The organism is Hansschlegelia zhihuaiae (assembly GCF_004103825.1).
GTDB classification, from domain to species: Bacteria; Pseudomonadota; Alphaproteobacteria; order Rhizobiales; family Methylopilaceae; genus Methylopila; species Methylopila zhihuaiae.
Genome location: NZ_RYFI01000002.1, coordinates 273,515 through 287,295, shown reverse-complemented (window position 1 = coordinate 287,295; position 13,781 = coordinate 273,515). Strand labels below are relative to the sequence as shown.

11 protein-coding genes, 1 tRNA gene and 1 pseudogene are annotated in these 13,781 nt (G+C 69.5%); 4 read left to right on the top strand and 9 right to left on the bottom strand.

Features of this window, described 5'->3' with window-relative positions:
• Nucleotides 1-302: 302 nt before the first annotated feature.
• Nucleotides 303-653, top strand: a complete 351-nt coding sequence (locus EK403_RS03715; RefSeq protein ID WP_128776149.1) for a transposase — start codon at nt 303-305, stop codon at nt 651-653.
• A gap of 21 nt (nt 654-674) precedes the next feature.
• Here the strand turns inward: EK403_RS03715 and EK403_RS03710 are convergent.
• The 7 genes and pseudogenes from EK403_RS03710 to EK403_RS03680 form a co-directional block, all read right to left on the bottom strand.
• Nucleotides 675-1,594: pseudogene (locus EK403_RS03710) on the bottom strand (response regulator).
• Between the two features lie 257 nt (nt 1,595-1,851).
• Nucleotides 1,852-1,926 (bottom strand) — tRNA-Glu (locus tag EK403_RS03705).
• A 61-nt stretch (nt 1,927-1,987) separates the two neighbouring features.
• Entirely contained in the window at nt 1,988-2,665 is a 678-nt protein-coding gene (locus EK403_RS03700; RefSeq protein WP_128776148.1) for an exopolysaccharide biosynthesis protein, read from the bottom strand.
• A gap of 122 nt (nt 2,666-2,787) precedes the next feature.
• A complete protein-coding gene (gene recJ / locus EK403_RS03695) occupies nt 2,788-4,617 on the bottom strand; it encodes a single-stranded-DNA-specific exonuclease RecJ (RefSeq protein ID WP_245479482.1) in 1,830 nt (609 codons plus the stop codon).
• A gap of 112 nt (nt 4,618-4,729) precedes the next feature.
• On the bottom strand, nt 4,730-5,695 hold the full coding sequence (glpX, locus tag EK403_RS03690) for a class II fructose-bisphosphatase (RefSeq protein ID WP_245479488.1): 966 nt from the start codon (nt 5,693-5,695) through the stop codon (nt 4,730-4,732).
• A gap of 117 nt (nt 5,696-5,812) precedes the next feature.
• On the bottom strand, nt 5,813-7,123 hold the full coding sequence (locus EK403_RS03685) for a homoserine dehydrogenase (RefSeq protein ID WP_128776145.1): 1,311 nt from the start codon (nt 7,121-7,123) through the stop codon (nt 5,813-5,815).
• A 232-nt stretch (nt 7,124-7,355) separates the two neighbouring features.
• Nucleotides 7,356-8,573, bottom strand: a complete 1,218-nt coding sequence (locus EK403_RS03680; protein WP_128776144.1) for an LL-diaminopimelate aminotransferase — start codon at nt 8,571-8,573, stop codon at nt 7,356-7,358.
• 238 nt (nt 8,574-8,811) lie between these two features.
• On the opposite strand from EK403_RS03680, the gene EK403_RS03675 reads away from it, so the two are divergent.
• Nucleotides 8,812-9,801, top strand: coding sequence for a calcium-binding protein (locus EK403_RS03675; protein ID WP_164919487.1), 990 nt, complete (start codon nt 8,812-8,814; stop codon nt 9,799-9,801).
• Between the two features lie 13 nt (nt 9,802-9,814).
• On the opposite strand, the gene EK403_RS03670 is transcribed toward EK403_RS03675, so the two are convergent.
• Complete coding sequence (locus EK403_RS03670) at nt 9,815-10,048, bottom strand: hypothetical protein (protein WP_128776142.1); 234 nt, start codon at nt 10,046-10,048, stop codon at nt 9,815-9,817.
• 530 nt (nt 10,049-10,578) lie between these two features.
• On the opposite strand from EK403_RS03670, the gene phaC reads away from it, so the two are divergent.
• A complete protein-coding gene (gene phaC, locus EK403_RS03665; RefSeq protein WP_428979568.1) occupies nt 10,579-12,411 on the top strand; it encodes a class I poly(R)-hydroxyalkanoic acid synthase in 1,833 nt (610 codons plus the stop codon).
• Nucleotides 12,408-12,545 carry a hypothetical protein gene (locus EK403_RS22165; protein WP_164919486.1) on the top strand — a complete coding sequence of 46 codons (138 nt, stop codon included), beginning with the start codon at nt 12,408-12,410 and terminating at the stop codon, nt 12,543-12,545. The genes phaC and EK403_RS22165 overlap by 4 nt, the downstream gene beginning before the upstream one ends.
• 132 nt (nt 12,546-12,677) lie before the next feature.
• Here the strand turns inward: EK403_RS22165 and argC are convergent, their stop codons facing one another.
• Nucleotides 12,678-13,730 carry an N-acetyl-gamma-glutamyl-phosphate reductase gene (gene argC / locus EK403_RS03660; RefSeq protein WP_128776140.1) on the bottom strand — a complete coding sequence of 351 codons (1,053 nt, stop codon included), beginning with the start codon at nt 13,728-13,730 and terminating at the stop codon, nt 12,678-12,680.
• Nucleotides 13,731-13,781 lie beyond the last annotated feature (51 nt).

Here is a 13,781-nt window from a genome sequence, read left to right as displayed (position 1 = left end):
TGAAGCTGACGGCCCCGCCGGAGGGGCGGCAAGGCCAAATAAGCGCGCGCCGAGCGCAGCGATTGGGCGCCCGGCCGACGAGGCGGGACCTTTGTCAAAATTGACATCCGCGTCCTGGCGCCCAGCCGTTCGCGTGGACGCGCGACCGCATGGTCATCGGGTTGAATCTCTTCCGGCGCGGCGATCGGCGAGGATGAGATGACGGACCGCCAAGGCCGGTTGTCAGCGCCGCCCTATCGGCTCATTCTGCCGACAGATTGTGCACGCCCAGTCATTGGGCGAAATGACGCGAGGTATGCGACATGGCCGCGTCACGTTTGACGGACGAGGAGATCGCGCTGCTGCTGGACGAGGCGTCACGAGGCGTGTCGATCGACACGATCTGCGCCGACGCCCACGTTTCGGTGCGGACCTTCTATCGATGGAAGCGCAAGTTCGGCGGCTTGACGCCCTCAGGCGTCCGGCAGCTGAAGGCGCTCCGGCAGGAGAACAACGAGCTGCGGCGATTGCTCGCCGGGCTGTCCGCGCGCTCAGCCGACTGTCTGCCGCCCTCCGCGGACGAGAGCGGCCGCGGCGCCAGCGGCGCGCGCCTCAGGGAGATGCACGGGCTCAGCGTCGGTCGCTTCGCCGCCGTCCGACTCGCCGGCGGTTGAACCGCGGCTCCCACGGATCCGTCATTGCAGCGCCCGGACGGCCGCGGCGGTCGCGGCGGCGCGGTTCTCGACGCCGAGCTTCACATAGATCTGCTCAAGGTGCTTGTTCACCGTGCGCGGGCTCATGCCGAGGATCTCTCCGACGTCGCGGTTGGACTTTCCGCGGGCGATCCATAGCAGGACCTCGGCTTCGCGCGCCGTCACGCCGAACCTCTCGCGGAACAACGCCGCGTGGTCGGCCGCGCCGTCTTCGGTGATCCGCAGCAGCAGCTCGTCCCGGTCCGCCCGTCCGACATAGGCGATTGTGAGCGAGCGTCCGCCGGCGCCGATCTGGAGGCTCGCCGGCGCATGCTCGCCGCGGCCGTCGCCCCAAGCGGCGAGCCACCTCGCGACGGCGGCCGGCAGCACCGGGTCGTCGCCCGCAGCCCCCGGGTCAGCCATGGCGGGCAGGCGGTTCGCTTGCGGCGTCGACCACAGCAGACGTCCGGCAGGATCAGCCGCGAGCAAAAAGCGTCCGGTAGTGTCGAGCGCCGCGCGCGCGCGCTGCGCGACAGGCGGGCGTTTCCGACATGCACGCGGATGCGAGCGAGCAGTTCGTCGATCACGATCGCCTTGGTGACGTAGTCGACGCCGCCCGCCTCGAGCCCCTCGACGATCCGGTCGGTCTCCTTCAGGCCCGTCATGAAGATCACGGGGACGTCGGCGAGCGCGGGCAGCTTCTTCAGACGCCGGCATGTCTCGAACCCGTCCATGCCGGGCATGACGGCGTCGAGCAGAATGAGGTCGGGAACGACCTGCTCGAGGGACGCGAGCGCCCGTTGTCCGTCGGTCGCGACCAGCACGACGGCGCCGATCCGCTCCAGCGCAGCATTCAGCATCGCGAGCGTGTCGGGGCTGTCGTCGACGACGAGGACGACTGTGCGAGGATCAGTCTCAGTCATTGGCCGGCTGGCGGGCGCTTTCCCGCTCGAGCAGAGCCATGTAGCCGCGCAGGTCGAAGGCGCGAATCCGCTCGCGGGCGGCCCAAACGAACGGGCGTCCCCTATGGCGACATTATGGACTGGCGGAAGGCTTTCTTGGCGCAGGAAAATCGGGAGCGGTCGCGCCGAAGGGCTACGCATCGCCCTAGCTGCGCGGGACGAACGGCGCACACGATGCTTCTTCGTGTTCGGAGCTTTGTTCGACGTGGCCTGAAGTCTGGCGCGCCCTACGGGAGTCGAACCCGTCTCTCCAGCGTGAAAGGCTGACGTCCTAACCGATAGACGAAGGGCGCGTGCGCGAGGCACGTCATAAGGGGGTTCGGGGACCCCCGCAAGCCGTCGCGCGGCGCCCGATCACGCGCCGAAAAGGCGCAGCAGCGGCCCGGCGAAATATTGGAAGCCGGTCGTGACCACCGCCCAGAAGCCGGCGAGAATTATGAAGCTCGCAATGGCGCCGAGCCAACCGGCGCCGATCGCTACCCCGTCGCTCTCGATCATGCCGAGCGCGAAGGCCGTTATGGCGATCGCCGGCGGCATGTTGCCGAGGGGAATCGGCAGCGCGAGCACGATAGAGAGCGCGAAACAGGCCGCGCCGGTGAGCCGGTCGGCGAAGGGCGTGGTCAGGAGCTGCGCCCTGGGCTTCAGCAGCCGCTCGAGCTTCCGGACCCACGGATCGATCTTGGCCGCGAGCGTCGCGAAATCCTCCCGGCGCATCGAGCGCTCGGTGATGAAGCGCGGCAGCCAGAGCACCGGCCTCCCGATCATCAGCTGGAAGGCGATGAAGACGATCGGCGCGCCGAGCACGGCGGAGGTGCCGGGCGGCATCGGCAGAGCGTTGGGCAGCGCGAAGACCAGCAGCAACGCGCCGAAGGCGCGGTCGCCGAAGGCCTGCAGGATCGAACCCACGCTCACCCGCTCCCGATCGGAGTTGGCGAGCTCGTGCAGCACGTCGGAGAACCCGCGCCGCGGCGGCGGGCTCTCGCCTTGGGCGTCGTTCGGGGCGGACGGCGAGGAAGGGGCGAGATCTGTCACGGGACTCCAGGCGCCAGCCGCTGGCGGTCCGGCCGCAGCGACTCGCGACAGACCAACATCACAAACATGAAGAACACGTGGCGTCCCGCTGCGCCGAAACAAGCGCGCATCGGACGGCGCCGCTATCCGTCCGAGGCGGCGGCGTCGATCACGCGCAGGCAGGCGCGCTCCGCGCCGCCCCAGCGGTCGACGCCGAGCGCGCCGGCCGCGTGGATCCGCGCCCCGCGCCGCGAGATCAGCGCGCGGCCGAGCTCCGTCTCCGCCGCCCGGAACGCGATCGCCCCGACGCTCGCGCCGTCGCCGGCCCTCAGCCTCATCCGCACATGGCCCTGGCCCACCACGTCGGCGGAGGCGACCGTGTGTCCGGCAAGCGCGAGCACCGGCTCCGGCGCGCCGGCGCCGAAGGGGCCGGCCCGTTCGAGCTCTCGGACGAGCGCGGGCGTGGCGGCCGCCGCGGTCAGCGCCGCGTCGACCTTCAGCGAACGGTCGCCGCGCGCGACGGCGACCGAGGCGGCGAGCCGCTCCTCGAGGAAGCCGCGGAACGCGCCGAGCCGGCTGCCGTCGATGGTGACGCCGGCCGCCATCGCGTGGCCGCCGCCCTTCACCAGAAGCCCCTGCTCGACCGCGGCGCGGACCGCCGCGCCGAGGTCGACGCCGGGGATCGACCGTCCCGAGCCGGTCCCGGTCCCGTCGGGCGCGACCGCGATGGCGAAGGCCGGCCGGTGGAACCTCTCCTTCAGCCGCGAGGCCACCAGCCCGACAACGCCTGGGTGCCAACCGGCGCCCGAGACGACCGCGACCGAGGAGCCCTCCCCGTCAGGCCCCAACGCGGCGTTCGCCTCCGCCTCGGCCTCGGCGAGAGTCGCGCGCTCGATCGCTTGGCGCTCGCCGTTCAACCGGTCGAGTTCGGCGGCGATCGCGCAGGCCTCGGTCTCGTCGTCGGTCAGCATCAGGCGGCAGCCGAGCCCGGCGTCGCCGACCCGGCCGCCTGCGTTGATGCGGGGCCCGAGCAGGAAGCCGAGATGATAGGGCGTCGCCGGCCCGTCGAGCCGGCTCGCATCCATCAGCGCCGCGAGGCCGAGCCTGCGTCGCGCCCTGAGCGCGATCAGGCCCTTGGCCACGAAGGCGCGGTTCAGGCCCTTGAGCGGCACGACGTCCGCGACGGTGCCGAGCGCAACCAGGTCGAGGCCCGCGAGCAGATCCGGCTCGCCGCCGCGCGCGGCCCAGAAGCCGCGGCGCCTGAGCTCGCGGGTCGTCGCCACCAGCGTCATGAACACCACGCCGCAGGCCGCGAGATGTCCGAGGCCCGACAGATCGTCCTGCCGGTTGGGGTTCACCACGGCCACGGCGTCCGGCAGGCTGGCGCCGACCTGATGATGATCGATGACGATGACGTCGAGCCCGCGCGCGCGGGCGTGCGCCAGCGCGTCGAGGCTGGTCGAGCCGCAGTCCACGGTCACGAGCAGCGTCGCCCCGGCGTCGGCCAGACCGTCGATCGCGGCGACGTTGGGGCCGTAACCCTCGAAGATCCTGTCGGGGATGTGCGTCACGACCCGCGCGCCCGCCTCGCGGAGGAAGCCCGCGGCGAGCGCCGTCGAGGTCGCGCCGTCGACGTCATAGTCGCCAAAAATCGCGACGTCCTCGCCGCGTTGGGCGGCGTCGGCGATACGGACGGCGGCGGCGGTCATGCCAGTCAGCATGTCCGGATCCGGCATCAGGGCGCGGATGGAGGGGCTGAGGTGGGCCTCGGCTTCCGCGCTTGCGACGCCGCGCCCGGCCATGACGCGCGCCAGCAGATCGGACAGGCCGTGGTCGCGTCCGATCTCGGCCGCGGAGGCGCGGCCTCGAAGGTCAAGCCGGTCGCGCCAGACGCGGCCGGTCAGCGAGCGCTCCACGCCGAGAAAGGCGGCCTCGCCGTCGACGCGCAGCGTGAAGGCGAGTGCGGCCGTCACGGCGTCGCGCCACGTCGCCGGTCGATTCGGTCGCGCGGGTTCATGCGTCGGTCGTAGCCGGAGAGACGCCCCGCGCCAATCCGATCCTGCGCCGTCCACAGGGAACCGCGCCTTACTCGAGGTGAAACTTCTCCGTCATGCGGTGCTCGGCGCTGATGCGCCGGGTCGTGCGCGTCGACGACCGCATCACCAGCGTCTCGGTGAACACCGAGCTTCCGGAGAAGCGGACGCCGGAGAGCAGCCCGCCATCCGTGACGCCGGTCGCGGAGAACAGCACGTCGCCGCGCGCCATCTCCCCGATGCCGTAGATGCGGTCGGGATCCTTGATCCCAAGCTCCGCCGCGCGGCGGCGGCTGTCGGCGTCGTCCAGCACGAGGCGGCCCTGCATGAAGCCGCCCATGCATTTCAGCGCCGCGGCGGCGAGCACGCCCTCGGGGGCGCCGCCGAGCCCGAGATAGATGTCGACGCCGGTCTCGTCCGGCCGAGTCGCGTCGATCACGCCGGAGATGTCGCCGTCGGTGATCAGCCGGATGGCGGCGCCGGCGTCGCGCACCGCGTCGATCAGGCGGGCGTGGCGCGGCCGGTCGAGGATGCAGGCGGTGATATCCGACACCGGAACGCCCTTGGCGTTCGCGAGCCGGCGGATGTTGAGGCCGGGCTCATTGTCGAGGTGGACCGTGTCCGCGGGATAGTCCGGGCCGATCGCGATCTTGTTCATGTACACGTCGGGAGCCTGCAGCAGCGTGCCGGGCTCCGCGACGGCGATCACGGCGATGGCGTTGGCCTGCGCCTTGGCGCAGAGCGTGACGCCTTCGAGCGGGTCGAGCGCGATGTCGACCCGCGGCCCCGACTGGTCGCCGACCTCCTCGCCGATGAACAGCATCGGGGCGTGGTCGCGCTCGCCCTCGCCGATCACCACGGTGCCGTGGATCGCGAGCCGGTTGAGCTCCCGACGCATGGCGTCGACCGCGGCCTGGTCGGCGGCGCGCTCGTCGCCGCGTCCGCGATGCCGCGCGGCCGCCACCGCGGCGCGCTCCGTGACCCTGACGATCTCGATGGTCAGCGACCGATCGATCATCTCCCCCGGCGTGACGGGAGACCGGCGAACGCCCTTGATGGGCGCCACCGACGACTTCGCCGCGTTCGACTTCGGCATTGGCGTGTCCTCTTGCGCGTCGTTGCGCGCAGCTCGCCGTCAGCGCTTTTCGATTCGGATCACCTGAGGCGCGCCATCGATATGCCCGTCCGCTTCGATCGCGTCCAGCGCTCGGCGAAGCGCCGCTTCGTTCGTCGCATAGGTAATCAACACCACTGCGACAGGTTCGGAACTCGGCCGATCGAAATCAGGTTCGCGTCCGCGCTGCACGATAGAGCGAAGCGAGATGCTCTGCTCTGCCATCCGCGTGGCGATCGCGGCCGCCGCGCCCGGCCGGTCGATCACCGACAGACGGATGTAGTACCCCCCTTGATGGGTCTGCATCGGCGCGCGCTTCGGCGCAGCGAGCTGCTCCGCCGGAATGCCGAAGACCGGCCTACGAACGCCGCGCGCAATGTCGACGATGTCGGCGATCACCGCTGAGGCCGTGGCGTCGCCGCCCGCGCCGGGACCGGCCAGCACCAAGGCGCCCACCACGTCGCCGTCGATCTCAACCGCGTTGGTGACGCCGTCGACCCTCGCGATGGCGCTGTCCTTCGGCAGCATCGACGGGTGGACCCGCTGCTCGATGCCGCCCTCGCCCCTGGTCGTCACGCCGAGCAGCTTCACGCGGTAGCCTAGCTCCTCGGCCATCTGCAGGTCGAAGGGCGTGATCGAGGTGATGCCCTCGACATAGATGCCGTCGGCGTCGGTCTCGACCCCGAAGGCGAGCGTGGTGAGCAGCGCAAGCTTGTGCGCGGCGTCGAAACCGCCGACGTCGAAGGTCGGATCGGCCTCCGCATAGCCGAGGCGCTGGGCTTCCGCCAGGCACTCGGCGAAGCCGATCCGGTCGCGCTCCATGCGCGTCAGTATGTAATTGCACGTGCCGTTCAGGATGCCGAAGACCCGGCTGACGTCGTTGCCCGCGAGTGCTTCGCGCAGCGTCTTCACGACAGGCACGCCGCCCGCGACGGCCGCCTCGAAGCCGACGGCTACGCCCGCCTTCTCGGCCGCTTTCGCGATCGCCACGCCGTGCTTGGCCAGAAGCGCCTTGTTGGCGGTGACGACGGGGCGTCCGCGCTCGATCGCGGTCTCGACGCAGGCGCGCGCGGCGCCGTTCGCGCCGCCGATCAGTTCGACAACGAGATCGACGTCGTTGGAGCGCGCGAGCTGGCTCGGATCCATGTGCCAGGCGACGCCGTCGAGCTTAAGGCCGCGGTCACGGCCCTTGTCTCGCGCCGAGACGGCGGTGACCATGACGGGGCGCCCCGCCCTCGCCGCGATGGCGTCGGCCTTTTCCGAGAGCACGCGCACCACCGAGGCGCCGACAGTGCCGAGGCCGGCGACGCCGACCCTCAAGGATTCCGCCATCAGGCTGTTCCGTCCGACCGCGTTGAAGAAAGAGAATGGGAGGTCCCGCCTGCGTGCTTCAGAACGCCAGCCTGCGGCCGGCTCCTCGGCATGAGGACTGTTGAGGATGCCAAGACGAAAGCTCCTCATGCTGAGGTGCCTTGGGCGCCTGCGCCCAAGGCGTCTCGAAGCACGCAGCTACGTCGATGCAGCAGTGGCTTCTTGGATCGAGAAGCCGTGGCCGGAAGGACGCCTACCGGGCCGCGGCGAGCGGGACGACGTTGTGCAACGTCTCGTCCGCGGTTTCAAGGAAGCGGCGGATGGAGCGCGCGGCCTGCCGGATGCGGTGCTCGTTCTCGACCAGCGCGATCCGCACGAACTCGTCGCCATGCTCGCCGAAGCCGATGCCGGGCGCGACCGCGACCGACGCCTTCTCGACCAGGAGCTTCGAGAATTCGAGGCTCCCCAGCGGCCGGAACTTCTCCGGGATCGGCGCCCAGGCGAACATCGAGGCCCGTGGCGACGGCACCGGGAAACCGGCGCGGCCGAACGAGTCCACCATTACGTCGCGGCGCCTCTTGTAGATCTCGCGCGCCTCGGCGATGCAGTCGTCCGGACCGTTCAGCGCGGCCGAGGCCGCCACTTGGATCGGCGTGTAGGCTCCATAGTCGAGATAGGACTTCACGCGCGCCAGCGCCGCGATCAACCGCTCGTTGCCGACCGCGAAGCCGACGCGCCAGCCGGGCATCGAATAGGTCTTGGAGAGCGAGGTGAACTCGACTGCGACGTCGAAGGCGCCGGGCGCCTGCAGGATCGAGGGCGGCGGGTTGTCGTCGAAATAGATCTCCGAATAGGCGAGATCCGAAAGCACGAAGAGGTCGTGCTGCTTCGCGAAGCGCACCACGTCCTTGTAGAAGTCGAGATCCGCGACCTCGGCCGTCGGGTTCGATGGATAGCAGGTGATGATCGCGATCGGCTTCGGGATCGAGTGCATCACCGCGCGCTCGAGCGCGCGGAAATAGTCCGGCCCCGGCGTCGCCGGCACGTTGCGGATCACGCCGCCTGCCATCAGGAAGCCGAAGGCGTGGATCGGATAGCTCGGATTGGGCGCGAGAACGACGTCGCCCGGCGCCGTGATGGCTTGCGCCATATTGGCGAAGCCCTCCTTCGAGCCGAGCGTCGCGACGACCTGCGTGTCGGGATCGAGCTTCACGCCGAAACGGCGGGCGTAATAGGCCGCCTGCGCCTTCCGAAGACCAGGGATGCCCTTCGAGGTCGAGTAGCGGTTGGTCCGCGGCTTCGTCACCGCCTCGATCAGCTTGGCGTTGATGTGCTCTGGCGTCGGCAGGTCGGGGTTTCCCATGCCGAGGTCGATGATGTCGGCCCCGGCCTTGCGGGCGGCGGCCTTCACGCGGTTCACCTGCTCGAAAACGTAAGGCGGAAGCCGGCGGACGGAATGGAACTCGGTCATGGTCGTGATCGGTGTTTCGGGCGGCCGACATGGCGGCCCGTGATTCGGCGGAGGCCGTATCCTACGGCCCCATCATGGGCGGATTCGGGCGGTTGCGCACGCCGAATGGCGGCCGCTCGCCCGTTTACGTTACCCGGCGAAAGCTTTTGACCCTGTCCGGAGGTCCCGTCAAAGGTCTCGGAGAGACTTTTCATAAAACCTTCGTCGTCGGTTAGGCGGCGCGTCTGGGAGACGGATGATGGCGCATGTCCTTTTCGACTCAGTGCGACACGATCCCCTCGCCGGCCTCGCCTCCGACGAACCGGGTTCGGGCGACGACGAAATCGCCGGCACGGACAAGGGCGAGAAGCTCCGCGGCCTCGCCGGCGACGACCTGCTGGAAGGGAAAGGCGGAGCGGACACGCTGATCGGCGGCGACGGCGACGACACGCTCGACGGTGGCGACGGGATCGACGTCGCCGACTTCGGCGACCACGCCGCGGGCGGCGTGATCAATCTTTCGACGCTAAGCGCGGTCTTCGGCGACGAGGCCGACGTCCTGCTGTCGATCGAGGGCGTCTTCGGCTCGCGCGGCGCGGACCAGATCGTCGGCAGCATCGGGGGCGACGGGCTGTCGGGCGGCAAGGGCGAGGATTCGATCTATGGCGGCCGCGGCGACGACGCGATCTTCGGCGACGCGGGCGACGACGCTCTCTACGGCGGGATCGGCGACGACCGGGTCCAGGGCGGGGCCGGAAAGGATTTCATCACCGGCGCCGCCGGCGATGACGTCCTCGCCGGCGGCGCAGGCGCCGACGCGATCTATGGCAGAGACGGCGTCGACCGCCTGAACGGCGGTAAGGGCGACGACGTGCTGTTCGGCGGCGGGGGCGACGACACGCTTGCCGGCGGCGCCGGCAAGAACGGCCTCGACGGCGGAGCGGGTGACGACGTCTTCCTGTTCGACGGCGGCGTCGACTATGTGACGACCGGCAAGGGTCACGATACGCTCGTGCTGACGCGCGGGCCCGTGCAGGCGCAGGTCGGGGATTTCAAGGTGGGGGCCGACAGCATCGAACTCGACGTCGCCCGGCCCGGACAGACCTCGGTCGAAGACCTGCTCGAGAATGGAAGCCTCAAGATCGAAGGCACGGACGGCTACACCGTGCTGACCTTCGGCTCGGCCGAGATCATGCTCCAGAATGTCAGTGTCGACGACTTCCAGATCGGCGACGTCTCGCTGATCTGACGGCCGGGCAGCTCTAGCGCGGCGCGCGCTTGCGGGCGAGGAGATCCGCCTTCAGGCGCTCCTGTTCGGTCGCGCTCTTCAGCTGACGGCCGCGATCGGCCGGAATCTCGTTGAGGTTCGGATAGGCGACCGTGGCGGGAGGCGGCGGCAGGCCGCGGTCGCCCTTCAGGCCGTAGGGGCCGCAGCCCGAAAGCAGCGCGGCGGCGGTCGCCGTCAGGCAGACGATCATGCGAAAGCTGGTCTTCACCGGAAGGGTCCCGCACGGAAAGATGAGGCGCCCGATTCGCCGAGACGAGTTTTGGCGGCTCGACCATGGCGCGTCGCGGCGCGACAGCCTATTGTCACGTCACGACGCTACGAAGCAACCCGCGGACCGACCTGGGACCGCCCATCGCAACCGCGGGCGCCTTTTTGGGAGAACCGCGCCTTATGGGTCGAAGCGCCCTCAGACGAACGCCTGAGCCGGCCGACGCCGAGACGCCGCCTACGGAGTCTGAGACATCGAGATCGACGCGCGCCAAGGGCGGCCGAGGCAAGGGCCGCGCTTCGCTGAAGAAGGCCGCTGTCGAGACGCCGAAGAAGGCCGCCGTCGCGACCAGTAAGGCGGGCGCGACTCGCAAGCCGGCCGCCAAGCCCGCGACGGGCGCCGCGAAGATCAGTGGCGCGGCGTCGCCCGCCCCCCGGCGTCGTCAAGCGTCTGCGAAACCAAAGGTCGAAGAGCCAGTCGCCGCCAAGCCTGCCCCGCAGCCCGAGCCCGCCGCGCAGCCCAAGCCTGAAGTGTCGGCCCCGCCCGGAGATGCGCCCGGCTCGGCGCCTGGGGCCGAGGCCGCCCACCCGTTCCTGACGCCCGAGGTCGAGCAGTTCGCCTCCAACATGGCGCGCCTCTGGGAGGAGAGCGGCAAGGCGGTGACCGCCTATCTGCGCCCGCGCGAGGAAGGCGCCCGCAAGCCGACTGACGGCGCGCAGGTCGCCGACATCGCCCGCACGCTCGGCCAGGTGGCGGAACGCTGGCTGGCGGACCCCGGGCGGGTCGCCGAGGCGCAGCGCGCCTTCACGGGCGACTTCCTATCGCTCTGGGCCGGCACGATGAAGCGGCTCTCGGGCGAGGAGGTCGAGCCGACCATCAAGCCCGACCCAAAGGACCCTCGCTTCAAGGATCCGGAATGGACCGAGCACCCGGTCTTCGACTTCCTGCGGCAGGCCTATCTTCACGCCTCGCGCTGGGCCGACCGGATGGTCGAGGAGGCCGAGGACCTCGATCCGCACACGCGTCACAAGGCGGCGTTCTATGTGAAGCTGCTGTCAAACGCGGCCTCGCCCTCGAACTTCCTGCCGACCAATCCCGAGCTCATCCGCGAGACCCTCGCCTCGAAGGGCGAGAACCTCGTGCGCGGCATGCAGATGCTGGCGGAGGACATCGACGCCGGCAAAGGCGACCTGCGCATCCGTCAGACCGACCGGACGGGCTTCGAGGTCGGCCGCAACCTCGCGGTCACGCCCGGCAAGGTCGTGTTCCGCAACGATCTGTTCGAGCTGATCCAGTACGCGCCAGCGACCGAGATGGTCCGCACGCGGCCCGTCCTGATCGTGCCGCCCTGGATCAACAAGTTCTACGTGCTCGACCTCACGCCCGAGAAGAGCATGATCCGCTGGGCGGTCGAGCAGGGTCTTACGGTGTTCTGCGTCTCGTGGGTCAACCCGGACGCCCGCCACGCCGGCCTGAGCTTTGACCATTACATGCGCGACGGCATCCTAAAGGCCGTCGATGTCGCGCGCGAGATCTGCGGGACCGACCAGGTCGACGCGGTCGGCTACTGCGTCGGCGGCACCCTGCTCGCCGTGACGCTCGCCTATATGGCGGCCGCCGGCGACAGTCGGGTCGCCAGCGCCACGCTGCTGACCACCCAGGTCGACTTCACCCACGCCGGCGACCTCAAGGTGTTCGTCGACGAGGCGCAGGTCGCCGCCGTCGAGGCCAAGATGGCCGAGGCCGGCTATCTCGAGGGCGCCAGCATGGCGAACGCCTTCAACATGATCCGCTCGAACGACATGATCTTCCCCTACCTCGTGAATAATTACCTCAAGGGGAAGGCGCCGTTCCCGTTCGACCTGCTCTACTGGAACTCCGACGCGACGCGGATGCCGGCCGCAAACCATTCCTTCTATCTGCGCGGCTGCTACCTCAACAACGACCTCGCGCGCGGCCGCATGGAGATCCTCGGCGAACTGCTGGATCTCAAGAAGGTGACGGTCCCGGTCTACGAACTCGCCACCAAGGAGGACCACATCGCGCCGGCGAGGTCGGTGTTCCTGGGCGCGCAGCTGTTCGGGGGCCCGGTGCGCTTCGTGCTCGCGGGCTCCGGCCACATCGCCGGCGTCGTGAACCCGCCGGCCAAGATGAAGTACCAGCACTGGGTCGGCGAAGAGCCCAAGGGCGAGCTCGAGCATTGGCTCGACCACGCCGAGGAGAAGCCGGGCTCCTGGTGGCCGGACTGGCGCGCTTGGCTCGCCGCGATGGACGCCACGATGGTCGCGGCGCGCGTTCCGGGCGACGGCCCCTACCCGGGGATCGAGGACGCGCCGGGGAGTTATGTGAAGGTCAAGGCGTGAGCCGCGCCCGCGGGCGCGGCTTGGCTGAGCGGCTCATGCTGTATGCGAGCGTCGCCGCGAAAATGGTGAACGCGGAAAGTATCCCGCAGATGATGAAGACCGATTCGACCGGCATTGGAGTGGTTCCCGTTTGAACAGGATCCACGATGCCGGGCGGGGGCCGCGTTGCGCCTTGATCCGCGTCAAACCCATGGCCTGTATGGCGTCAAGCCCTCGCCAGCCCTTCGGCGAAGTGACGAGCGCGTGACGTTGAGGCGCGCTGGCCGCTACGGAAACAGTCCGAGCTGCGCGAGCCCATCGGTTTCTTCGAAACCCGCGACCAGGTTCATATTCTGGACCGCCTGCCCCGATGCGCCCTTCACGAGGTTGTCGAGGGTGGAGATCACGATCGCCCGATCCGGCCCGCGGTCGGCCATGACGCCGAGCTGAACGCTGTTGGAGCCCCGCACATGGCGGGACTGCGGGACCTTGCCGAAGGGCAGCACCGTCACGAAGGGCTCGCCCCAATAGGCGGTCTGCAGCGCGGCGTGGAGCGCCTCGGCGGTCGCGCCGCCCGAAAGCGTCACGGTGATGGTGGCGTAGATGCCGCGGTTCATCGGGATTAGCAGCGGCGTGAAGGTCGCGCGCGAGGGCCGTCCGGCGGCCTTGTCGAACTCCTGGTCGAGCTCGGAAGTGTGCCGGTGCTTGCCCACCCCATAGGCATGGACGCCCTCCGACACCTCGGAGAACAGCATCTCCTCCTTGGCCGCCCTGCCCGCCCCCGACATGCCAGTCGCGGACACAATCGAGATCGCGTCCGCGTCGATGAGCTGCTCCCGCAGCAGCGGGACGATCGGCAGGATCGAGGTCGTCGAATGGCAGCCGGGATTGGCGACGAGCCGCGCGCCCTTGATCTCGTCGCGATAGAGCTCGCTCACGCCGAACACGGCCTCGCTTTGCAGCTCGAGCGCATGGTGCGGATGGCCGTACCAGGTCTCGTAAGCGTCCGGATCGGCCAGACGGAAATCGGCTGAGAGATCGACGACCTTGAGCGACGGCTTCGTCTCGAAGAGCTCCGCGATGACCTGCTGGGTCGTTCCATGCGGCAGCGCGCAGAAGACGAGGTCGACCGCATCGACGTCGACCTCGTCGATGGTGGTGAGCTTCGGGAGCTCGAGCGCGGCGAATTGCGGAAAGACGTCGGCCATCGCGTGGCCGGCCTTCCGGTCGGCCGTCAGCGCCGTGATCGCCACGCGGGGGTGGCGCGACAGCAGGCGCACGAGCTCCGCGCCGGTGTAGCCGGAAGCCCCGAGGATCGCGACGTTGAGAAGATCGGTCATGGTCGTCGTCCGGTGCGTGTGCGCCGCTTGATGGTCTGGCGATACGTCGAA

Bases quoted from the DNA above. Each gene is read 5' to 3' on its own strand.
- argC (WP_128776140.1), bottom strand. From the start codon at position 13,730: ATGACCGATCTTCTCAACGTCGCGATCCTCGGGGCTTCCGGCTACACC.
- EK403_RS03680 (WP_128776144.1), bottom strand. From the start codon at position 8,573: ATGACCGAGTTCCATTCCGTCCGCCGGCTTCCGCCTTACGTTTTCGAG.
- EK403_RS03685 (WP_128776145.1), bottom strand. From the start codon at position 7,123: ATGGCGGAATCCTTGAGGGTCGGCGTCGCCGGCCTCGGCACTGTCGGC.
- glpX (WP_245479488.1), bottom strand. From the start codon at position 5,695: ATGATCGATCGGTCGCTGACCATCGAGATCGTCAGGGTCACGGAGCGC.
- EK403_RS03715 (WP_128776149.1), top strand. From the start codon at position 303: ATGGCCGCGTCACGTTTGACGGACGAGGAGATCGCGCTGCTGCTGGAC.
- EK403_RS03675 (WP_164919487.1), top strand. From the start codon at position 8,812: ATGGCGCATGTCCTTTTCGACTCAGTGCGACACGATCCCCTCGCCGGC.